General features: G+C 44.7%; 20 protein-coding genes. 8 read left to right on the top strand and 12 right to left on the bottom strand.

Going from position 1 to position 22,462, the window contains the following annotated elements; genetic code table 11:
* The first annotated feature begins 177 nt into the window (after positions 1–177).
* The 5 genes from WS40_RS05525 (at position 178) to WS40_RS05500 (ending at position 8,556) form a co-directional block, all read left to right on the top strand.
* Entirely contained in the window at positions 178–2,454 is a 2,277-nt protein-coding gene (locus WS40_RS05525; protein ID WP_325208440.1) for a PP2C family protein-serine/threonine phosphatase, read from the top strand.
* A 243-nt stretch (positions 2,455–2,697) separates the two neighbouring features.
* On the top strand, positions 2,698–4,725 hold the full coding sequence (gene glgB, locus WS40_RS05515) for a 1,4-alpha-glucan branching protein GlgB (RefSeq protein ID WP_046440832.1): 2,028 nt from the start codon (positions 2,698–2,700) through the stop codon (positions 4,723–4,725).
* 35 nt (positions 4,726–4,760) lie between these two features.
* Positions 4,761–5,963, top strand: a complete 1,203-nt coding sequence (locus tag WS40_RS05510) for a glucose-1-phosphate adenylyltransferase (protein ID WP_022287953.1) — start codon at positions 4,761–4,763, stop codon at positions 5,961–5,963.
* 17 nt (positions 5,964–5,980) lie between these two features.
* Positions 5,981–7,108 (top strand): glucose-1-phosphate adenylyltransferase subunit GlgD, encoded by a 1,128-nt coding sequence (glgD, locus tag WS40_RS05505; protein ID WP_046440830.1) that lies wholly within the window; start codon positions 5,981–5,983, stop codon positions 7,106–7,108.
* 35 nt (positions 7,109–7,143) lie between these two features.
* Positions 7,144–8,556, top strand: coding sequence for a glycogen synthase (locus WS40_RS05500; RefSeq protein WP_022287951.1), 1,413 nt, complete (start codon positions 7,144–7,146; stop codon positions 8,554–8,556).
* Positions 8,557–8,716: 160 nt separating this feature from the next.
* Here WS40_RS05500 and WS40_RS05495 read toward each other — a convergent pair whose 3' ends face one another.
* The 6 genes from WS40_RS05495 to WS40_RS05470 all read right to left on the bottom strand — a co-directional run bounded on the left by WS40_RS05495 (position 8,717) and on the right by WS40_RS05470 (position 14,006).
* A complete protein-coding gene (locus WS40_RS05495; protein ID WP_022287950.1) occupies positions 8,717–9,247 on the bottom strand; it encodes an HDIG domain-containing metalloprotein in 531 nt (176 codons plus the stop codon).
* Between the two features lie 232 nt (positions 9,248–9,479).
* Positions 9,480–10,376 (bottom strand): radical SAM protein, encoded by an 897-nt coding sequence (locus WS40_RS05490; protein WP_046440828.1) that lies wholly within the window; start codon positions 10,374–10,376, stop codon positions 9,480–9,482.
* Positions 10,373–11,467, bottom strand: a complete 1,095-nt coding sequence (locus WS40_RS05485) for a hypothetical protein (protein WP_046440826.1) — start codon at positions 11,465–11,467, stop codon at positions 10,373–10,375. The genes WS40_RS05490 and WS40_RS05485 overlap by 4 nt, the downstream gene beginning before the upstream one ends.
* 13 nt (positions 11,468–11,480) lie before the next feature.
* A complete protein-coding gene (ispE, locus tag WS40_RS05480) occupies positions 11,481–12,362 on the bottom strand; it encodes a 4-(cytidine 5'-diphospho)-2-C-methyl-D-erythritol kinase (RefSeq protein WP_046440824.1) in 882 nt (293 codons plus the stop codon).
* Positions 12,346–13,530 carry an aminotransferase class I/II-fold pyridoxal phosphate-dependent enzyme gene (locus WS40_RS05475; RefSeq protein WP_022287946.1) on the bottom strand — a complete coding sequence of 395 codons (1,185 nt, stop codon included), beginning with the start codon at positions 13,528–13,530 and terminating at the stop codon, positions 12,346–12,348. Before WS40_RS05475 ends, ispE begins: the two co-directional genes overlap by 17 nt.
* A complete protein-coding gene (locus WS40_RS05470; protein WP_022287945.1) occupies positions 13,527–14,006 on the bottom strand; it encodes an Lrp/AsnC family transcriptional regulator in 480 nt (159 codons plus the stop codon). Before WS40_RS05470 ends, WS40_RS05475 begins: the two co-directional genes overlap by 4 nt.
* A gap of 411 nt (positions 14,007–14,417) precedes the next feature.
* Here WS40_RS05470 and WS40_RS05465 point away from each other — a divergent pair, with 411 nt between their 5' ends.
* Complete coding sequence (locus tag WS40_RS05465) at positions 14,418–16,658, top strand: cell wall-binding protein (RefSeq protein WP_325208439.1); 2,241 nt, start codon at positions 14,418–14,420, stop codon at positions 16,656–16,658.
* 50 nt (positions 16,659–16,708) lie between these two features.
* Here WS40_RS05465 and ispF read toward each other — a convergent pair whose 3' ends face one another.
* The 6 genes from ispF to WS40_RS05435 form a co-directional block, all read right to left on the bottom strand.
* On the bottom strand, positions 16,709–17,182 hold the full coding sequence (gene ispF / locus WS40_RS05460) for a 2-C-methyl-D-erythritol 2,4-cyclodiphosphate synthase (protein WP_046440822.1): 474 nt from the start codon (positions 17,180–17,182) through the stop codon (positions 16,709–16,711).
* Positions 17,183–17,213: 31 nt separating this feature from the next.
* On the bottom strand, positions 17,214–18,326 hold the full coding sequence (locus WS40_RS05455; protein ID WP_041337211.1) for a bifunctional chorismate mutase/prephenate dehydratase: 1,113 nt from the start codon (positions 18,324–18,326) through the stop codon (positions 17,214–17,216).
* A 52-nt stretch (positions 18,327–18,378) separates the two neighbouring features.
* Complete coding sequence (locus WS40_RS05450; RefSeq protein ID WP_046440819.1) at positions 18,379–18,966, bottom strand: GNAT family N-acetyltransferase; 588 nt, start codon at positions 18,964–18,966, stop codon at positions 18,379–18,381.
* 10 nt (positions 18,967–18,976) lie between these two features.
* Positions 18,977–19,390, bottom strand: a complete 414-nt coding sequence (locus tag WS40_RS05445) for an EamA family transporter (protein WP_046440818.1) — start codon at positions 19,388–19,390, stop codon at positions 18,977–18,979.
* Positions 19,391–19,510: 120 nt separating this feature from the next.
* Positions 19,511–20,665: an aminotransferase class V-fold PLP-dependent enzyme gene (locus WS40_RS05440; RefSeq protein WP_325208438.1), complete on the bottom strand. Its 1,155-nt coding sequence runs from the start codon at positions 20,663–20,665 to the stop codon at positions 19,511–19,513.
* Positions 20,662–20,886 (bottom strand): DUF3343 domain-containing protein, encoded by a 225-nt coding sequence (locus tag WS40_RS05435; protein WP_022287071.1) that lies wholly within the window; start codon positions 20,884–20,886, stop codon positions 20,662–20,664. The genes WS40_RS05440 and WS40_RS05435 overlap by 4 nt, the downstream gene beginning before the upstream one ends.
* 191 nt (positions 20,887–21,077) lie before the next feature.
* On the opposite strand from WS40_RS05435, the gene WS40_RS05430 reads away from it, so the two are divergent.
* Complete coding sequence (locus WS40_RS05430) at positions 21,078–21,482, top strand: hypothetical protein (RefSeq protein WP_046440816.1); 405 nt, start codon at positions 21,078–21,080, stop codon at positions 21,480–21,482.
* Between the two features lie 150 nt (positions 21,483–21,632).
* On the top strand, positions 21,633–22,280 hold the full coding sequence (locus WS40_RS05425; protein WP_046440814.1) for an epoxyqueuosine reductase QueH: 648 nt from the start codon (positions 21,633–21,635) through the stop codon (positions 22,278–22,280).
* Positions 22,281–22,462 lie beyond the last annotated feature (182 nt).

Here is a 22,462-nt window from a genome sequence, read left to right as displayed (position 1 = left end):
GTTGCTCGGCAACTATCCCGAATTTCAACAGCAGATTTTCATGACGTTGAAAGTTACGAGATCTGTCCGTAAATTTGGTCAGTATTTCAATTTCAAGCCCATATTGCGACACCTTTCGCTTGATAGTCCTGCTAAAATGTAATTATTACATTTTGGAAACATAGGACGTGATAAGCAATGGAAAAAATACGGCATACGGCAAAATTTCATACCTCAGGCAAAACGAATGTACTTATGGCTGTTTTATCGGCGGCAGCAGCGTTTGCGGCAAGCTTCGGAAAGATCTTAGGCTTCCCCTCGTCAATGAACGTGGCGGTTGCAGTGCTTTCGGGAACTAATGTGATACCTGCTTTTTTAGGTTCTGCACTTGCATATTTTGTAAGCGGAACATTCTCAGAGGGTATCGTTCAGCTTTGTGCGATACTTGTTATAGGGGCGGTAAGGCTTGTGATGCCCTCTGCCGACCATAAGGACGACCCCGTTTTTGTGTCGCTCATCACAACAGGAGCAATGCTTCTTTTCAGCTGTGTAATGTCGGTTGCAATGCCGTCGGATACATATACGGCTTCACTGCGAATGATAAGCTCGCTCATGTGTGGCTGTGTTGTTTTTATTGCATTGACCGTAAAACGTCAAAGAAACCGAAGCGGTGTTTTTGACCTTACAGGAATAAACGGAGTTTTCACAGCTATACTTTATATTATGTTTATCTCGACCATCACTGCCGCACCGCTCCATGTGGTGAACCTGGGCAGGATAGCAGGCACTTTGTTTATGCTTATGGCAGTGCGAAAGTATAGAAATATAGGCGGTGCAGTCGTTGGTGCATTGACCACCTGCGGTGTACTCCTTTGTGCTCCGTCACTTGCGAGAAATACACTTTTGCTTGCCACGTCAGGACTTATCTGCGGAGCTTTTCTGCAATTCGGCTCTCTTGTGATAGTGTTTGTTTTCCTTGCAGTTTCACTTGTGAGCCTTGTGGCAATGGGCGTGAACGGTGATACATTTTCAATGTTTGCTGATTTGCTTATAGGCTCTGTGCTTTTTATCGCCCTGCCTGTTCCTGTGATAAAAAGGGTGGCAAAAAAAGTGGTGGGAGTGAAAAATTCCGTTGACCTTGTAGGGCAGACCACTTCTTCAAAGCTCAACATGGCTTCGAGAACTCTGGGCGGTATCAGAGGTCAGCTTACAATGGTCACTGCGGCGATAGATAAACGCTCAAAGGAAGCTACACTGTCAAAGCGTGTACGATCTGTTGTTTGTACCGATTGCGATATGTACTCAGTGTGCAGTAAGCGTTGTGTACAGCTTGATGACAGCTTTTCAAAGCTTGAAAGCATAGTTTGTACATATAATAACCTCAGCCTTGACGACGTTGAAAAGCATTTGGGAGGCTGTGTGAGAAAGTCGCTTCTTTGCAAAAGCTTCAATGAATTGTATACCGACTTTGTGGCAGAACGTGCCGACAGCATGAGAGTTCGTGAAATGCGTGAGTTTTTAAGCGAACAGCTTTCCTCCATGGAGGATATCTTATCCGACCTTTCTTTCAGGGCAGGTCAGGTGAGAAGCGTTGATCCTCAGCTTTCAGCAAGAGTAAGGGAGCATTTCTCAAACCTTGGCTATCCAAATGTGAAAGCCTGCGTTTACATAGACGAAAACCTTTGTCAGCGTGTGGACGTTTTTATAACTGCGCAGTTCAGGGGTGATCTTGTAAGGCTCACAGCAACGCTGTCAGAAATGATAGATTATGACCTTGATATGCCTGTGATAGTCAAGGTGGATAATATAACCAGAATGTCCTTTGCGGAAATACCGAAATTCACAGTTGATATAAAAAGCTTTTCAGCTTCGTCAAGCGGAGAATATTCGGGTGACAGCTTTGAAGTCTTCAATTCAAGCGTCAACGAAAAGTATATCGTCCTTTCAGACGGCATGGGAACAGGAAAAAGAGCAAGACTGGATTCATTGTTTTCCGTAAGTCTTGTTACAAGGCTCATACGATCGGGAATGTCTATGCAGACAGCCCATAGGCTTATAAATTCCATGCTCAGAGTTAAGGGCTGGGAGGAATCTTTTGCGACCCTTGATATAATGCGGCTGGAGCTTAATGGCGGAACGGTGCAGTTTCTGAAATCGGGTGCGGCGCAAAGCTTTCTTTTCCGTGACGGCGGTCTTAAAGCTATCGGCGGACAGGCTTTTCCTGCTGGGATACTTGCGGAGTGTACTCCTGATGTGAGCGAGCTTAAGCTCTTTGACGGGGACGTTCTGCTTATGACCTCAGACGGTGTCGAGGACGCTACAGCACGAGAGATACTCCGCTGTAACGGAATGAACGCTCAGGAGATAGTCACGGCGCTTGGCGCAAAGGCGCTTGCTCAGCGAACAGGAGGCAGGCGTGACGATATAACTATTATTGCCGCAAAAATTTTCCTTCGTGATGAGAATGGAAAATGAATGTAAATGACTTTGCCGACTTTTGCCTGCAATTTTTTACTTTTGTATACTTTGACTTTACTTTTTCTATGTTATTATATAAAATCTATTGTGCAAAATGTATAAAACTATCTGTTGAAATATGTGCGAATACGAGAATAACTACTAAAACTATTGCAAATTTGTTCAAAAAAGATTAAAATGTAAGTATGAAACACCGAAATTATTCAGCGGTTTTCACAAAAAGACAAGGGAGGCTGAATTATGATAGATATTATTCCAAAGGATTATGAACTGCCGCTCTATCTTTTCCACAATGGCACAAACTGCGAAACATATAAGTTTCTTGGCTGCCATAAGGGAGAGAAAGACGGCGTAGAAGGATATTATTTCAGAGTCTGGGCAGCACACGCTGAGGGCATTTCTGTTGTGGGAGATTTCAATGACTGGGACGAAAATGCCACTCCAATGGAGAAGATAGACGACTCAGAGGTGTGGGAGGCTTTTGTTACAGGGCTTCAAACTTATGATACATATAAATACTGTATCCACGGCTGTGACGGCAAGACCCATTATAAGGCTGATCCGTACGGCACACACATGGAGGTCGCTCCGAACACCGGCTCAAAGGTTTTCGATATAGACGATTATCTTTGGAGCGATAAAAAGTGGATGACCGAGAAGAAGTCTAAGGATATCTACAATTGTCCTATGAATATCTATGAGGTACATCTCAATTCATGGAAGGCTTGTCCTGACGGAAAATATTTCTCATATGTTAGATTTGCAGATACTATAATCCCTTATATAAAGGAAATGGGCTATACTCATATCGAGCTTATGCCGCTGGCGGAATATCCTTTTGACGGCTCTTGGGGCTATCAGGGTATCGGCTATTTTGCACCGACTTCACGTTTTGGCACGCCTTATGACTTCATGAAAATGATAGACCTTTTCCATTTGGCGGGAATAGGTGTTATCCTTGATTGGGTGCCTGCACATTTTCCTAGAGATGAGGCAGGACTGTTCGAGTTTGACGGAGGTCCGTCATATGAATACTCTGACCCGAAAAAGGCAGATCACCTCACTTGGGGAACGAGAGTTTTCGATTATTCAAAGGGCGAGGTAAAGTCATTCCTTATCTCGAACGCTCTTTACTGGATAGAAAAATATCACGTTGACGGTCTGAGAGTTGACGCTGTTGCGTCTATGCTTTATCTTGACTATGACAGACGTGACGGAGAGTGGACGCCTAACAAGTTCGGTGGCAAGGAAAATCTTGAAGCTGTTCAGTTCTTCAAGGATCTCAATACCGCTGTGTTCGGAAGAAACCCTAATACCCTTATGATAGCCGAAGAGTCAACTTCATGGCCTATGGTAACAAAGCCTGCAAGCGACGGCGGTCTTGGTTTCAACTTCAAGTGGAACATGGGCTGGATGAACGATATGCTCAAATATATGGCTCTTGACCCTATTGACAGAGCTTTTCATCATGATATGCTCACGTTCTCATTCTTCTATGCTTTCTCTGAAAACTTTATTTTGCCTATCTCTCATGACGAGGTGGTGCATGGTAAGGCTTCATTGGTAAATAAAATGTATGGTGGAGATATCGACAATAAGTTCAAGCAGTGCAAGCTGTTCATGGCTTATATGATGGCTCACCCAGGTAAGAAGCTTCTGTTCATGGGTGCTGATTTTGCTCAGTTCAGAGAGTGGGATTACGAGAATGGTCTGGAATGGTTCATGGTGGACGAATATGAGAACCACCGCAATTATCTGAACTACTCCAAGAACCTCAATCACTTCTATCTTGACCACCCTCAGTTCTGGGAGAGAGATTTCTCTTGGGAGGGCTTTAGCTGGATATCAAATGACGACTTCAAGCAGAGTATCATCATCTTCAGACGTTTTGACAAAAACGGCGGAGAGGTCATCGTTGTGTGCAACTTCGTTCCTGTGGAAAGAAAGTCATACTGCTTTGGCGTTCCTTACTGGGGCAGCTATACAGAGGTGTTCAACTCGTCTTCTGTTGACGGTGCTCCTTGCACGAATGGCACTGTAAAGGCTGTTGATGAGAAGATGCACGGCTTTGATCAGTCTGTTTGTATCGACATTCCTGCGTTCTCTTGTATGTATTTCACGGTGAAGAAAGAGGAAAGACCTGTGCCTGAGAAAAAGGCAGAGAATAAGAAAAAGACAAAGACAAAGACGGCGGCTAAGAAAACTGCTGTCAAGAAAGCCTCTAAGGCGAAAACAACTAAGAAGTCCACAGCTAAAAAGGCTGAGTAATATAGACTTAATAAAAATTGGTGGGTGAATTAATTATGTTCAACAAAAAAGAATGTGTTGCAATGCTGCTGGCAGGCGGTCAGGGAAGCAGATTGTATGCCCTGACACAGAGCGTTGCAAAACCGGCAGTACCTTTCGGTGCTAAGTATCGTATCATTGATTTCCCTCTCTCGAACTGTATCAATTCAGGTATCGACACAGTGGGCGTGCTGACACAGTATCAGCCATTGGTACTCAATGAGTACATTGGAAACGGTCAGCCTTGGGATCTTGATAGAATACACGGAGGCGTTCATGTGCTTCCTCCTTATCAGACAGCTTCAGGCGCTGACTGGTATTCGGGTACTGCAAACGCTATTTATCAGAATATCGCTTTTGTAGACAGATATGACCCTGAGTATGTTGTTGTTCTTTCAGGCGACCATATCTACAAAATGGATTACAACAAGATGCTTGAATATCACAAGGCTAAGAACGCTGACGCTACTATCGCTGTTCTGGACGTTCCAAAGGAAGAGGCGTCACGTTTCGGTATCATGATAACAGACGAGGACGACAACATCATAGACTTCGAGGAGAAGCCAAAGAACCCTCGTTCAACTCTTGCTTCAATGGGTATCTACATATTCACTTGGAAGAAGCTGAAAGCTTATCTTATCGCTAATGAGAACGACAAGGAAGCTTCAAAGGACTTCGGCAAGAACATTATCCCTGACATGAGAGAAGCAGGCGAGAAGCTTGTGGCTTATCGTTTTGACGGCTACTGGAAGGACGTTGGAACTATCGACTCTCTTTGGGAAGCAAATATGGACCTTATCAATCCTAACATTCCTATCGATCTTTATGACACAAGCTGGAAGATATACTCAAGAAACCCTGTTATGCCACCTCAGAGCATAGGCAAGAATGCTCAGGTACAGAACTCTATGGTAACAGAGGGCTGCGTTATCGACGGCTCTGTAGAGTTTTCAATGATCTCTGACGGCGTTACTGTTGAGGAAGGCGCTGAGATACTGGATTCTATCCTTATGCCTGGCGCAGTTGTCAAGAAGGGTGCAAAGGTCGAGTATGCTATCGTTGGCGAGAACACTGTTATCGGTGAGAACGCTCAGATCGGTGCAAGACCTGAAACTATCGAGGACAAGGACTCATGGGGCGTTGCTGTAGTGGGCAATAATCTGACTGTTTCTGACGGCAGTGTTGTTGCACCAAAGGCAATAATTTACGAGAATATCTAAGAAAGGACCGAGTAAACATGGATGTAAATATGGGTAACGTACTGGGTCTTGTTTTCGCTAATATGCACGACACGACTCTTGGCGACATGACAAAGAACAGAACTATGGGTTCTGTAATGTTCGGCGGAAGATACCGCCTTATCGACTTCCCACTGTCTAACATGGTAAACAGCGGCATAAGCGAGGTCGGTGTTATAACAAAATCTAACTATCAGTCACTTCTGGATCACCTCGGCTCTGCAAGAGAGTGGGATCTGGCCAGAAAAAAAGGCGGACTTTACATTCTGCCTCCATTCGGCAACGTTGAAAGCACTCTTTACAGAGGCAGGATCGAGGCTCTTTATGGTGCGATGAGCTTTATCAAGCACTCAAGAGCTAAATATGTTATCCTTTCAGACTGCGACGTTGTAACTAATATTGATTACAAGCCTATCGTTGCGGCTCACATCGAGAGCGGTGCTGATATTACTGCTGTTGCACACACAGGCGTTTACAGCTCTGATGATATAAAGACTTCAACTGTATTCAACGTTGACGCTGACAAGAACGTAACCTCTGTTCTTATCAATCCTGACATCAGCGGCACTTGCACAACGAGCCTTAATGTGTTCGTTATGTCAATGGATTTCCTTATTGAAACTGTTAATGACGCAATGGCTAGAGGAAATGTAAGCTTTGAGAGAAATATTCTTCAGGAGAAGTGCAGAGAGCTTAAGATAAAGATCTACGAGTACGATAACTATTTCAGCAAGCTCAACAGCCCTGAAAGCTACTTTAAGTCAAACATGGCTCTGCTTGAACCTGAGAATGCACGCAAGCTGTTCGTTCCAAAGCGTTCTATCTACACAAAGGTAAGCGACAACGCTCCTGTTAAGTACGATCTGGACAGCAAGGTATCAAATTCTCTTATTGCTGACGGCTGTATCATAGAGGGCGAGGTAGAGAACTCTGTACTGTTCAGAGGCGTTAAGGTAGGCAAGGGTGCAAAGGTCAAGAACTGTATCCTTATGCAGGGTACTGTTGTTGGTGACAATGCTGAGCTTAGCTATCTTATCACAGACAAGAACGTTTCTATCTGTGAAAACCATATCCTTACAAGCTCGCCACAGTATCCTATGTATGTAGGAAAGGGAGCTTCTGTATAAAAAGGTCGCAATGACTTAGGAAAGAGGGTTCGGATATGAACATACTTTATACTGCAAGTGAGGCTTTGCCTTTTATTGCTTCAGGTGGATTGGCTGATGTTGCAGGCTCACTGCCTGCGGCTATCAATGCCGAGGGTCACGATTGCAGAGTCGTGATACCTTATTACAGCTCTATCAGGCAGGAGCTTAAGGACAAGCTGACATATGTTACGAATTTCACTGTGCCGGTGGCATGGAGAAATCAATACTGCGGCGTTTTTACAGGCGTTGTGAACGGAGTGACTTATTATCTTTTGGATAATGAGTATTACTTCCAGAGAAACGGCTTGTATGGCTTTTATGATGATGCTGAGAGATTTATATTCTTCTCAAGGGCAGTTCTCGAACTGCTGAGATACATCGACTTTAAGCCAAATGTTATAAACGCCAATGACTGGCAGACGGCACTTGTTCCTGTTTATTATGATATTTTCTACCGCTATCAGCAGGGTTATGAGGATATCAAGACGGTATTTACCATACACAATATTCAGTATCAGGGACAGTATGGCTTAGAACTTATCAACGATATTATGGGCATTCCGCTTTATCATACGGATCTGCTTTCGTATGACGGTGATGTGAACTTTATGAAGGCTGCTATTGAAACGGCTGACAAGGTGACGACAGTTTCGCCAAGCTATGCTTGGGAGATACTTGATCCGTGGTATTCACATGGTCTTGACAGGGAGCTTGTTAACAAGCAATACAAGCTTTGCGGAATACTTAATGGTATAGATCAGAAGATCTATGATCCTGCAACTGATCCTGTTATTGCTAAGAATTATAGTTTGAATGACAAGACGGGCAAGGCTGTTTGCAAGCACGCTTTGCTCAGCGAGCTTGGCATGGCACATGGAAAAGAGCCTGTTATCGGTATCGTAACGAGATTTGTTTCACACAAGGGTCTTGACCTTATCAAGTATGTGTTTGAGGACATCATCAGGCTTGGCTGCAAGTTTGCTATTCTTGGTTCGGGCGAGAAGATATACGAGGACTTTTTCAGCGAAATGCATTATCGTTATCCTGACAGAGTGGGTCTGACCATTGGTTTTGTGCCTGAGCTGTCCAAGAAGATATACGCTGGTGCGGATATGTTCCTTATGCCGTCGCAGAGCGAGCCTTGCGGTTTGGCTCAGATGATCGCTCTGAGATATGGTACTATACCTATCGTAAGAGAGACAGGCGGTTTGAGAGACAGTATCCATGATGCAGGCGACAAGAATGGAAACGGCTTTACTTTCAAGTCCTACAACGCACATGATATGCTTGACGCTGTTGTTAGAGCCAGGGCATACTATGATGACAAGATGAAGTGGGGCAGGCTTGTGAACACTGCGCTCAAGCAGAATTTCAGTTGGACAAAGTCCGCCAAGGATTACATTGCACTTTACAACGACATTCACTAAACACCAATATCCGTTTATTTTGCCTGATAAACGGGAAAGACCGTCCCTTATCTTAGGGACGGTCTTTTTGCATTTATATAAGTGTACGATCAATTGTACATTTATTCAGGGATTTGTCAACAAACTGAAAGCGGACAGGTGTGTGCCTGTCCGCTTTGGTTTAATGCTGTTTTGTTCGCATTGCTTTCGCTTTTTCTTTCATTTTCTGACCCAAATAAGAGCCTATTTCCAACATTGCGGTGTATTTGTCGATACACACGATAACGTAAGATTCAGCGTATTTAGGGAATTTCAGGGTCAGCGGCCACATATGCTTGACTATCATATCCTCCTCACGCTTGCCTATCTCAAAATGCTGTTTCGCATTGTTGAGTGCGACCTTTGGGTGGGTCATTCCGTGAGGCATTTCGCCTTTTTTCTTCTCACGATCCCGCCAATCATAAAGAAACAGATCGTGAAGCAGACCTGCTCTTGCTGCGGATCTTGAATTTAGTCCCAATTTTCTGCAAACGAGATAGTTATAGTAGGATACATTGATGCAATGCTGATAGCAAGTCGTACTATAGTGATGACGAAAATTTTTCATTTCGTTTACAACATCGCTGTCAAGCAGGTCCTTTACAAACTCAAAATACTCCTTTGCTTCCTCGGAATTTTCAATGGAATATCTTGAACCGAAAGCCTTTGACATTTGCATGACCTCTTTTCGATAACTTATACGCAGGCGGCAATTTTGCTGCCCTTTTTACGGTTGGTGACTAATGTTTACCCCATAAGTTACCCCATTCAAGTTTGTTTTACCAAACTTACATTAACATTATAAACTTTTTTGTTCAAAATGTCAATAGGGAATGTATAACAATTTTATTACAAAAATATCGGGCTGTCTGTGTTAGCATGGCAGTCCGATAAAAAATTGGATATCAGTAGTATTTTTCGTCATAAAATTTGGGGATAAAATCTTTGGCAGCGGATGTGCGGCTTTGGACAAAACCCTCAAAACCGTATTTGTTCACGGAGTCAATGACGGTGTTATACTCGAAAGTTGATGTCTTACGGCAAAGCTCTTTGTAGTCAAAGGCTTTATACACGGGGGTGAACTGGCTCATAAGACTTATCATTATCTCGTCTTTGGCAAAATTTTTGCCTAGCCACTCCATAAGCTTTATGGAGTCTTTACGGTGGGTAGGGAGGACAAGGTGGCGGACTATTGTGCCGCTCTGCATTATGCCCTTTTCGTCAAAGGTTGGCTTGCCTGAAAGCTCCGCCATTTTATGTATTGAAGCAGCGGCGTTTTCAAAATAGTCTGCGGCTTTGGAATATTTATCCGAAAGTGTAGGATCAAAATATTTAAGGTCGGGTAGAAATATCTGCACATAGCCACGAAGAAGCTCCAGCGTTTGGGGCTTTTCATAACCGCCGCTGTTATAGACCACGGGGATAGTGAGCTTATCTTTACAGAGGTCGAGCGCTTTGATTATTTGCGGAACGAAATGGGTGGGATTGACGAGGTTTATGTTGTTTGCGCCCATTGATCGAAGCCGCAGAAAAGTGTCGGCAAGTTCTTGTTCGGTAAGCTCAAAGCCTTTGCTTTGAGCGGATATCTCGTAGTTCTGGCAGAAACAGCATTTCAGGCAGCAGCCTGAGAAAAACACTGTTCCTGAGCCTTCTGTGCCACTGATACAAGGTTCTTCCCACATATGAAGCTCGGCTCGGGCTATCCTTACTTTGGCAGTTTCACCGCAGAAACCTCTATGCTCGTATCTGTTCACTTTGCACTCTCTTGGGCAGAGGGTACAGCTTTTAAGGATATCGTTCATGCCGCTGTGTCAGCTCCGCTTATTTTGGTGTAGGAGTCAGAGGATAGGTCGCCTGATGAGTCTGTGTTTTCGTCAAGCGGGATATTGAACTGGAATGAATCTGTTATCAAATCGTCGTTCTGGAAGCAGGCTGTGAACGTGGTGCGCTTTGAATCGGCTGGGACAAGGAACTTGATCGTATAGGTCATATCGTCGTCGTAGTCGCTTTCACCGGGGAAGAAGTTGTTTGAGAAAAACGAATTATCGTTTTCGTCATAGGCGGTGTTGTAGGCAAAGGTGAATTTTACCTGTCTGTTGCTATCGCTGATATTAACATCAAGGTCGAGGTCTATTTCCCATACTGTGTCACCGCTTATAATACCGCCTGAAAGGGAGTTTCTTTCCTCATCGGTCAGGTCGCTTACTTTGCGTTCGGTGAGGGTATAGCCTTGATACTGAACGCTGTAGGTACCGTCCTCAGCGTCTTGCGCTACATAGAGGTTGGAATGGTCGGTGTAGTCATCTTCGGCTTCACTATAGGTATCGTCATAATCGTAGTCATAGTTATAGTCGTCATATTTGCTTGAAATTATTTTTGATGAGACAAAGCCTATGATAGTTGGGAGGATAGCCATAAGGATTATTATGACCACAACGGCGGTGGCACAGCCTTTGCCGCCATTCTTTTTGTTAGAGTGGTTTATGTTCGTGGCGTTGAAGCTATAGGAGCTGTTGTTTGGGCGGTTATAGCTTGTGCGCTGTTGGCTGTAGTTATTGAGGGCGGCAAGCTTTTCGGCTCTTGAATTTGAATAGCTTGGGGGAGGGGTCGGGTTTTTAGGTGGGGTATAGGTGCTTTGGAAATTCTCGTCCCTTGCTTCCTCTTTACGTTCCTCGGAAACGAAATCGTTCTTTTCTTCTTTGAAGGTGTCGTTTTCAGACTGACCGAACCAGCCGTCCTGCTCGTTATCGGCACGGAGATCATGAGAGTGCAGGTCACCTGAAAGGCTGTTACAGCTTATATCCTCGTCACGGGCTGTGAAGCACTCAGGACAAATTATCTCATCATCGCTTTTAAAGTGGTATCCGCAAATTCTGCATTTATTTCTGCTCAATTATTTCACCTCATTAATATACAAATTCCCAGCCCTGTTTTACAGGCTGACAAACGCACTTATAGCTCCAGCCTGACAGCTTTTCTGCGGCTGTTTGTGCGGAAGCGATATCGGGGAAAACTCCAAAAACGGCTGAGCCGCTTCCTGTCATAAGGGCGGAGAGAGCTCCGCTGTTTTTAAGCTCATGCACTGCATGAGTTATCTCCTCACGGTCGGCGGCATATTCCAGCACATTGAAAAGGTTTGAGCATATGCCGAAAAGCTTTCCGCCGCCGATATATCTCAGCAAGACATCCATATTACAGCGTTTTGGGTTTGAAATGCTGTCATACCTTTTGAAAGCTTCGGGGGTGGAGATACCCACGTCTGGTTTTATTATTACGAAAGCGCAGTCGGGTGAGGGCAGGTTGCTCATTATTTCGCCAACGCCCTGACAGAGCCTTGTGCCGCCTGTAATACAGAAAGGCACGTCTGCACCCAGAGCCACGCCTATGGAGCAGAGCTGTTCATCGGTGAGCCTTGTATCAAACATGAAGTCCAAGGCTCTAAGGGTAGCGGCGGCGTCTGCACTTCCTCCGCCCATGCCGGCTTGTGAGGGGAGGTTTTTCTCCACATTCACTGTTATTTTACAGCCGAAGTCAATATGGGTGAAGTCGGCAAAGGCATGGTAGGCTTTTGTGATGATATTATCCTCGCCTTTTGGAAAGCTGTCAAGTTTGCAGGTAAGCTCTATGCCCTCGCCCTCAGAGAGGGTGAAGTCCAGGAGGTCGAAGCAGGACACTGACTGCATGACAGTATTTAGCATATGGTAGCCGTCATCACGTTTACCAACGATATCCAATGCAAGATTTATTTTTCCGTAGGCTTTTATTTTTAAATTACTGCACGTTACCATTTTTGATATCCTCTAAAAATTCTCCGATACGTTTGATAGCCTCTCTCAGGTGGTTAAGGGAATAGGCGTAGGAGACACGCACATAGCCTTCTCCGCACTCGCCGAAAGCATCTCCCGGCACGACGGCTACCTTTTTGGTGTACACAAGCTTTTCGCAGAAGTCGGTGCTTGTCATGCCTGTGCTTTTGATACAAGGGAAAACATAGAATGCGCCTTGTGGTGCAAAGCATTTAAGACCAAGCTTATTGAAAGAATCCACCACAAAGCGACGGCGGATATTATACTCGTTACGCATGGCATCTATATCCTTCTGACAACTGTGCATGGCAACGATAGCGGCATACTGGCTGACAGTAGGGGAGGACATGATAGCATACTGATGAAGCTTGAGCATTTGGGACACTATCTCTTTTGGTCCGCCAAGGAAGCCAAGCCGCCAGCCTGTCATTGCAAAGCTTTTGGAAAAGCCGTTTATGACGATAGTACGCTCACGCATACCCTCTATTTCTGCGATAGAGCAATGCTTTCCTGAATATGTAAGCTCGGAATATATCTCGTCTGAGGCTATCATGATATTGGTATCTTTAAGCACCTTTGCGATAGCTTCAAGATCTTCACGGCGCATTATCGCACCTGTTGGGTTATTAGGATAGGGCAGGACAAGGAGCTTGGTTTTGTCGGTTATTTTTTCACGAAGCTCGTCTGCTGTAAGTCGGAACTCGTTTTCTTCCTTTGTTTCTATGACCACTGGAACGCCGCCGCATAGGGAGACGATAGGACGATAACAGACAAAGGACGGTTCGACTATAAGGACTTCATCACCGGGTTGGATAAGGCATCTTATGGTAAGGTCGATAGCTTCAGAGCCGCCAACAGTGACGATTATTTCCTTATTAGGATCATAGCTTGTGTGGATAGTACGCTGAAAATACTTGGCTATCTCTTCACGGAGTGCTATAAGTCCGGCGTTTGCAGTATAGCAGGTCTTGCCTTTTTCCAAAGTTGAGATAGCTTCCTGACGTATGAGCCACGGAGTTTTGAAGTCAGGCTCGCCAACGCCAAGGGAGATAACGCCCTCTAGCTGCTGTGCGATATCGAAAAATTTTCTGATACCTGAGGGCTTCATTTCCTTTATGGCAGGGCAAAGCACTTTATTATAATCTATCATGGGGAGATCAAACCTCTTTCGTCTTTATCATCTGTGCTTATCATGATGCCGTTGTCTTTATAGACCTTTAACACGAAGTGTGTGGCGGTGGACTGGACAGCGTCGATAGTTGCAAGTCTTTGGGAAACAAACTGTGAGATATCCCTGATGTTTGCACCGTTCACGGCAACGATTATATCATAAGCACCTGACATAAGGCGGACGGACTCCACCTGCTCATAGCTTGCGATCTGGTTTGCTATCTCGTCAAAGCCTGACTGTGACTGCGGGGTGACTTTAAGTTCTATAAGAGCGAAAACTGAATTAGGGTCATAGGCACTTTCGTCAACGATCGCGGAATAGCCCTTTATTACACCGTCTGCTTCAAGCTTGGCGATATCCGCTGCAACCTGCTCTTCTGTTTTATCAAGAAGAACGGCAAGCTCGCTGTTTGTGATACGGGCGTTGTTTTTCAGTAATTTTATAAGCTGATCCATAAATAAGCCTCCTTTAGGTTTATAAATATACATTATATATTATAACATATTATCTGTATGAACGCAAGTATTGTGATGTAAGAAATGAGTAATTTATCTGTCAGAATAGACAAAGGGGAGGACGAGAAAGCTTGTGGCGTGGGGTCGTGGTATAGCTGAGATGTTGTGGGGGTGGACGGGCGAACGTTGCTCGCCACCACAGATAAATTGCGGTCATGAGAAATTGTAGGGGCTGGAGTCCTGGACAGCCCATTTATCTTGGGTATTTATTTTATGAGCTGTACAGTTATTTGGACTGTGCAGCTTTTTATGTGTGAGGGGTGTGAAAATTGGGGCGGCGGTATTGAAATTATTATTTTGTTGTGATATAATTGTACTAACTAGAACTGTGTAAATTCAGGAAGGATCTTTATGAGTATAAACAGCAATGAGGGCAATGATTTTTGCAACAGATATAATGAGGTGCTGAAAAGCGATAAGAAAAAAATGATCGCTGTGGCTGCAGCTTGCACTATCGTTATGGGAGCAGGCTTTGGCGGATATTTATACTACGGCGCTTATTATGCTTCGGGCTGGCACACCCATGACGGCTCGACTTATTATATTGTCAAGGAGACGGGCGAAAAGGCGCTTGGCTATCAGATAATAGACAACACCTGCTATCTTTTTGACGACAAAGGAAACGCTATGGCTGACGGCTGGCATAAGTATCGTGGGGACACTTACTATGTCAAGGATGGCGTTGTTCAGCGTGGAAAAATGAAAATAAAGGGAGAGGAATACTATTTCTCTGAGGAGTCTGGCATTTTCAGGACGGGCCTTTGCGAGATAAACGGCGGTGAATACTATTTTGACGATCACGGCTTCCCTGACACGGGTTTTGACAGCGACGGCGGTTATTACTATGACGAGAGTGGCAAGCGTGTGACAGGCTGGGCAAAGATAAACAATGTTCAGTATTATTTTCTCAAGAGCGGTGAGATGGCTAAGGGCTTTGTTGAGATAGAGGGCAAGATATACTATTTTGATGATGACGACGGTCACATGGCCACAGGCTGGCAGGACATTGACGGAAAAAAGTATTATTTTTCTGAGAGCGGTGCTGTTCACAAGGGTTGGATGGAGCTTGAAAAGAAGTATTATTATTCTGATGAAGCTACAGGGGCTTGTGCTCAGGGCTTTGCGGAGATAGACGGTGAGAGCTATTATTTCAATGATAGCTGTGAAATGGTCAAGGGCTGGATAACAATTGACAAGAACAGATATCATTTTGCTGATGACGGTAAAATGACTAAGGGCTGGTATGAAGAACCGCCTGAGAAGTATTATTTCAAGGGCGACGGCTCGGCAGGCAAGGGCTTTACCAAGATCAAGGACAAGTATTATTACTTTGATAAGAAAAATCGCCTCCTCTCCGGCTGGAACGAGATAGGCGGAAATGTTTATTACTTCGGCAGAGGCGGTGTTGTGGCTGACGGCTGGGAGGATATTGACGAAGATACTTACTATTTTGACAAAACGACCCATGTGGCGGCAACAGGTTGGACAAATACGGATCAGTACACTGATGATGAGAAAAAGAAAATAAAAGAGTTCAAATCCAATGTTTCAAAGCTTGTGAAGTTTGAGAAGGGCGATTACAAAAAGGACGAGAAGCCTGACGAAAAAGAGACCCAAAAGCTTGAGGAGCTTGCGGACAAATTCGGCGAAAAGACATTCAATGCTTATGACAGAAAGGTTTATGAAAAGTTCGGCGGGGCGGTGTTCTATCAGTATTATTTCTACTCTGATCACACTCTTTGCACTGGATTTCATAAAATAAACGGCTATTACTTCTACTTTGATGAGGAAACCGGCAAGAAGGCTACGGGCTGGAAGACCATTGACGGAAAGAGATATTATTTTGGTCTGACAGGTGCGGCGGCTGTTGGCGAATTTGAGGAGGACGGGGACAAGAAATACACCTTCTCAAACGAGGGCGTGCTTGCAGACGGAATCGTTAAGATAGACGCTGAATGGAAGTTCAAGAAAGAGGACGGCTCTTGGGCTAAGTCGGAGTTTGTTACTTCAAAGGGAAAAATTTACTACATTGGTGAGGACGAGGCTGCACTTACAGGCTGGCACACTATTGAAGACAAGCTGTATCATTTTGACAATGACGGCAAGCTTTCAAAGGGGCTGTTCAGTGATGATTCAGGGCTTTACTACATTGACAAAAACGGCGCTCAGAAAGACAAGTGGGTAACAGCCGGTGACAAGACCTATTATTTTGACGGCGATGGCAAGGCAGTTTCAGGCTGGAGAGAAATAGACGGAACGGAGTTTTATTTTGACAGCGATCATGTTTTGCAGAATGAATGGACGACTATTGCAGGAAAGAAATATTTCTTGCAGAATGGTGTTGCGTTGAGAGGTCCTGTGTACATTGACGACAAGTATTACAACTTCGGTGAGGACGGATATCTAAAGTCCGGCTGGGTAAGCTGGCGTGGGCAGAAGTTCTACAACAACAAGAACGGCACTGTTGTGACAGGTTGGAAAAAGATAGGCGGAAAGCGATATTATTTCAATGATTATGGAATGATGCTCATAAACACTACTGTTGACGGTTATAACATTGACAATGACGGAGTTGCGCATAAGGCAAAATAGCAATAAAAAGGACTGCTGTGGTTTAAGACAGCAGTCCTTTTGGTTTTGTATCAAATTTTTTCAAGCAGGCAGACCGCTGTGGCGGATATGCCTAGTTCCTCGCCTGTGAAGCCTAGTTTTTCTTCGGTGGTGGCTTTAACTGATATCTGTGAAATATCGCAGCCGCAGGCTTCTGCTATACGCTCCCGCATGGAGATGATATATGGGGCAAGCTTCGGCTTCTGTGCGCAGATGGTGGAGTCTATATTGCCTATTTTCCAGCCTTTTTCGGCCATAACGCTTATGACTTTTTCCATGAGCTTCATACTGTCTGCACCCTCATAGTCGGGGTCGTTATCGGGGAAAAGCTTGCCGATATCGCCCAGTGCCAATGCACCAAGTATGGAATCCATTATGGCATGGGCAAGGACGTCTGCATCGGAATGTCCTAAAAGTCCTTTTTCATATGGTATATCCACGCCGCCGAGAATGAGCTTTCTGCCCTCGGTCAGTCTGTGGACGTCATAGCCGTGTCCTATACGCATTTTTGTTCCTCCTGTCCTAAAAATCGTACTGTTATATTTCCTCGTAGTTACCTAAAAATTTGAAATATGAAAGCTCTGAATTAAGCTCGCTCATGAGCTTTGCCACGTCAGGAGAGGTTATTGCTCCCTCAAAATCAAGATAGAAAACAACGTCAAAATCGGTGTTTGCGATAGGGCGGCTCTCTATCATGGAAAGGTTAAGACCTGCCACGGAGAATTTGGTGAGAAGTCTGTAAAGTGCAGATGAGGTATGTGGCAGTGCCAAGGACACTGACACGATGTCAGCATTTTCCGAGCAGAGAGTCTCCTTTGAAATGAGAATAAATTTTGTGTAATTCTCGGCGGCGTTGGCTATATTATGCCTGAGTATCTCAAGATCGTTCTGCTGTGCGCAGGCTTCTGAGCAGATAGCCGCATACGGTTCATTGCTTTCTTTTATGTAGCACGCCGCAAGGGCAGTATTTGCGTATTTATGGCTTTTAAGTCCGTTCTGAGAAAGAAACTCAGAACACTGGCTGAGCGCCTGCTCGTGGGAATAGACTATTTTGATATCCTCAAAGCGTGTGCCTTTTTTTACGGCAAGGCAGTGGGAGATCTTTACCTTAGTTGCTGCGCATATCTTGAAGTCATGCTTTTTCATAAGCTCGTAGGTCTGACCAACTGAGCCTGCGGTGGAATTTGCTATGGGAAGTATGCCGAAATCCGCTGAGCCGTTTTCAACTGATGAAAAAACGTCCTCAAAATCTTCAAAGAACATTGGCTCAAAGTCGCTGAATATCTGCTTGCAGGCTATATGTGAATATGAGCCCACTGTACCTGGGACGGCGACGGTCTTATGACCTGTTAAGTCTAACTTTTTGTACCCTATCTTATCTGAGTCTGCAAAAAACTCCTGATACTGACGGCACTTTGAAATATCCATGATGTTTTGGAAGAACACTCTTGACGCACTTTCCAAGCCCTTTGGTGAGCTTTCTGTTACATGGTCAAGTATCTCGTTTTCACGCTTGCTCTGAAAAACAGGCATATTGTTTGCTATCTTATACTCAGCCACCTTGAAGCTTATCTGCATACGCTTATTGAAAAGCTCCTGAAGCTGGCTGTCTATATCGTTTATTTCATTTCTTAATTCCTGAAGATCCATTTTTACGCTCCTTAACAGACAGAATGATATTATTTTACCATATTTTCTGCCTTTATTCAAGAACTATTTTGTTAATTAAGGCTTTATCAAGCTGAGAAAACGGGATAACGGGCAGAGGGGTGATATCGGTCTGGGTGAGTATTTTTTCAAGCCAAACCATATGATAGCACTTGTTGAACTTAAAGGCACATCTATGGAACGTACCTATTATAGTATAGCCCATTTTTTCATGGAACTTTACGCTGTCAAAGGTGAGATACTCGTCTTCTTTTTCGGGATAGGCGACGCAGGCATAGAGGTTTGTTATATGCTGTGCCGCAAGGAGCTTTTCAAGGGCGGAGTAGAGTTTTGCACCTATGCCTTTGCGGTGAAGCCCTTTTTTTACATAAACTGTGACTTCGACCGACCAATCATAGGCGGCTCTGTTTTTGAAAACGCCTGCATAGGCATAGCCTGCTATTTTGCCGTTTTCTACTGCGGCTATGTAGGGATAATTTGCGGATATACTGCGGATCCGGTCGGAAAACTCCTCCACAGAGGGGACGTCATACTCGAATGTTATGGCGGTGTTTTCAACATAGGGACGGTATATTTCAAGAAGCTCGTGAGCGTCCTTCTCGGTAACTGTTCTTATTATCATGGCGTTCTCCTTATAGTACCATTAATACTGTGCCTGCAGTGATAAGCACCGCACCTATGGCTGATCTTACTGTGAAGTCCTCATGGAGAAATATCACTGCAAGGATAAGGGTGATGACAACGCTGAGCTTGTCTATGGGGGCGACCTTTGAAACGCTGCCCATTTGGATAGCCTTATAATAGCATAGCCACGAAGCACCTGTTGCAAGTCCTGAAAGGATAAGAAATACCCAGCTTTTTCTGCCTATAGAGCCTATGCCGCTTTGTGTGTGGGTGATGAACACCATGAGCCATGCCATAGCAAGCACAACGCAGGTACGCAGTGCGGTGGCAAGATTTGAGTTTACTCCTTCAATGCCGACCTTTGCAAGGACAGAGGTGAGCGCTGCGAAAACAGCGGAGAGAAGCGCAAACACGAACCACATAATACCACTTTCTTTCGTGAAAAATTGTTTGCTCATGCTTTATTATAGCACCTAAAGGTGCTTTTTGCAATAGAATGAGCGGCAGGACGTGATATTTTACATCAGACCTGCCACTAATGCTTAGTTATTTGCGACAAATATTTTTATTGTTCGTGATAGTGCTGTTACCTGCTGAGGGGTACTGAATGCAGAGGGTGAGAAACGCACTGTGCCTTGCTCTATTGTGCCGAGGGTGGTATGGGTGACGGCGGCACACTGAAGTCCTCCACGGAGGGCGAAGCCTTTTTCGCTGAGATAGGAGGCGATCTCAGCGGAAGGGATATCATCGATGTTAAATGAAAGTATGGGGACTTTCTTTTGGTCTGTTTCATAGAACTTTATTTTGTCTATGTCTGAAAGCTGTTCGTAGAGCTGTCTGCAGAGCTTTTCTTCGTGGGCTTTTATTACGGCAGGAGTCCTTTGGCGGACGAATTTAAGTCCTTCTCCAAGACCGATTATGCCCACTGTGTTAATGGTGCCGCTTTCAAGCTTTTCGGGGAGGAAAGGAGTCTGTTCAAGCAGGGCGGAGGTCGCACCTGTGCCACCCTCGATTATGGTAGACAGAGAATACTCGCCGTCTGAGATAAGAAGCCCTGTGCCCGTTGGTCCGTAGAGGGCTTTGTGACCTGCGGTGCAGAGAAAGTTGAAGCCGTCTGAGAGAGAAAGCTCCAAAAGCCCGCAGGCTTGTGCGCCGTCGGCTATAAAGCATATGCCGTGGGCTTTGCAGAGGGCGGCTAATTCACGGTATGGCATGAGCCTGCCTGTGACGTTTGAAGCCACTGTACAGCAGATACACTTAGTTTCGGGGGTTATAAGGCGGCGGAAGTTTTCTACTGTTTCGCTGTCTGTTTCCCCTATTCGGGCAATAGAATATTTCACGCCTCTTGTTTTTGAAAGGGCATAGACGGGTCTTGCTACTGCGTTATGCTCGTGGTCTGAGATTATCATATGGCCGCCGTACTGCATGACACCTTTTATCGCCATGTTAAGGGCATGGGTACAGTTGGCGGTGAAAGCCACGTTCTCGGTCTGTGCTCCAAACATTTCTGCCGCCTGCTGTCTGACGGTGAATATCTTTTCAGACACTCGCATGGAAAGCTTGTGACCGCTTCTGCCCGGGTTGCCACCATAGCGTTCTACTGCCTGAGCGACGGCTTTTGCTACGGCAGGGGGCTTGGGGTAGGTGGTGGCTGAGTTATCAAAGTTTATTATGCTTCGGGTGTTTATTTTTCTCACCTCTTTTGCTCGAATATCACGTTTCTGAATGGTATGCGCTCTTTTTCAAGTATGGCGGTTATTTCTTCCGGGGGTGCGGTGACGGCTATGGAGTAGCCGCAGCCTGTGCCAAGGTCCTTCGGGGTGCGCTGTATTTCGCAGTAGTATTTTAAACTGTTCAGCAAGTTTTTTGCTTTCATTGCATAGGTTATGGAAGTCATGGCTATAAGACTCTTTTTCATTTTTGTTGCTCCTTTATGCTGTACTTGTCCGTATACGCTTTTACGAATACACTTCAGTATATGCCGTTCACTGTTTGAGGGTGAACGTTGAAAGTTTTGTGAAAGGTAGGTGAAATTTGATAAAAGTTAATAGTCAGTTTAAATTTCGGGTGTACTATTTATAATATAAAAAAGAAAAGAGGTAAAAGCTTATGAACGGATTTATGTATAAGGTAGCGAGATTTTTTCAGGGCAGATATGGTATAGACAAGCTTTTTTACGGCATTTGCGGTGTGGCTGTGGTGCTTAGTGCGGCGAATTTGTTTGTAAGGTCGCTTATTTTACAGCTTATGGTATACGCTGTGCTGGTGCTGGCGGTGGTGAGGGCGATGTCGAGAAACTGCCAGAAGCGATACGAGGAGAACATGAAGTTTGAGAGGGCTTTCAGGGGAATTGGCAGGAAATTTTCATTCTGGAAGAGAAAGTTTGCTGACAGAAAGACCCATGTTTATATAAAGTGCGGTGTATGCAAAAAGACGTTAAGGCTTCCAAAGGTAAAGGGTGAACATACTGTGAAATGCCCTAACTGTGCAAATAAGTTCAAGGTGAAGATCTGACCTGTTGCGGAATTTGCGGAAATGTGCTATACTATATAATATAGTATGATACTGTAGGGGCGCGAGGACAATGAGAATGGGCTGTCGAGGACGCCAGCCCCTACGGAAGTGTGTCAGGTACGATTTTTTTGCGAAAAGGGAGCGGCAGGAATGCAAAAGGTAAATTATCAGAAAATGCTGGAGGGCATTATAAAAAAACACGAGGAAAAGGGCGAAGTGCCTACTTTGCTTTTGCATAGCTGTTGTGCGCCGTGTTCGTCTTATGTGCTTGAATATCTGTCGCAGTATTTTAAGATAACTGTGTTTTACTACAATCCGAACATTTATCCCCGTGAGGAGTACGATAAGCGTGTGGCGGAGCTTCAAAGGCTTATTGCACAAATGCCTATGAAAAATCCTGTTACGTTCGTGGAGCGTGGGTATGACGAGGGCGAGTTTTTTCAGGCTGTTAAGGGCTTTGAGGATATACCTGAGGGCGGAGAGCGGTGCTTTCGCTGTTACAGGCTGAGGCTTGAGAGGACGGCACGGCTTGCAAAGGAACTTGGTGCGGATTATTTCACCACAACGCTGTCTATTTCACCATACAAGAATGCTCAGAAGCTCAACGAGATATCGGAGGAGCTTGGGGAGATATATGATGTAAAGGCACTTCCTGCGGATTTCAAGAAGCGTGAGGGCTACAAGCGTTCCGTTCAGCTTTCAGCAGAATACGGGCTTTACAGGCAGGATTACTGCGGCTGTATCTTCTCAAAAAGAGAGCGTGAAAGGCTGGATACGATTACAACAAAATCTGAATAAATATAAAAATATTAACATTGCATAGAATGCTTGTACATATTATGATAACATATTTGGCTATATATAGCAAAAATAATATGCAAATTTGTGAAAAATGGCTAAAGATATGTGGTTAATTTGTGAAAAACGTTTATTGAAATACTTGTAAATGTGTGTTACAATATAGGCAAGATGTATGTTGA

Source organism: Ruminococcus sp. N15.MGS-57 (assembly GCF_000980385.1).
Lineage (GTDB): Bacteria > Bacillota > Clostridia > Oscillospirales > Ruminococcaceae > Hominimerdicola > Hominimerdicola aceti.
Note: the sequence above shows the minus strand (reverse complement) of the source record. Positions and strands in the feature narration are given on the sequence as shown.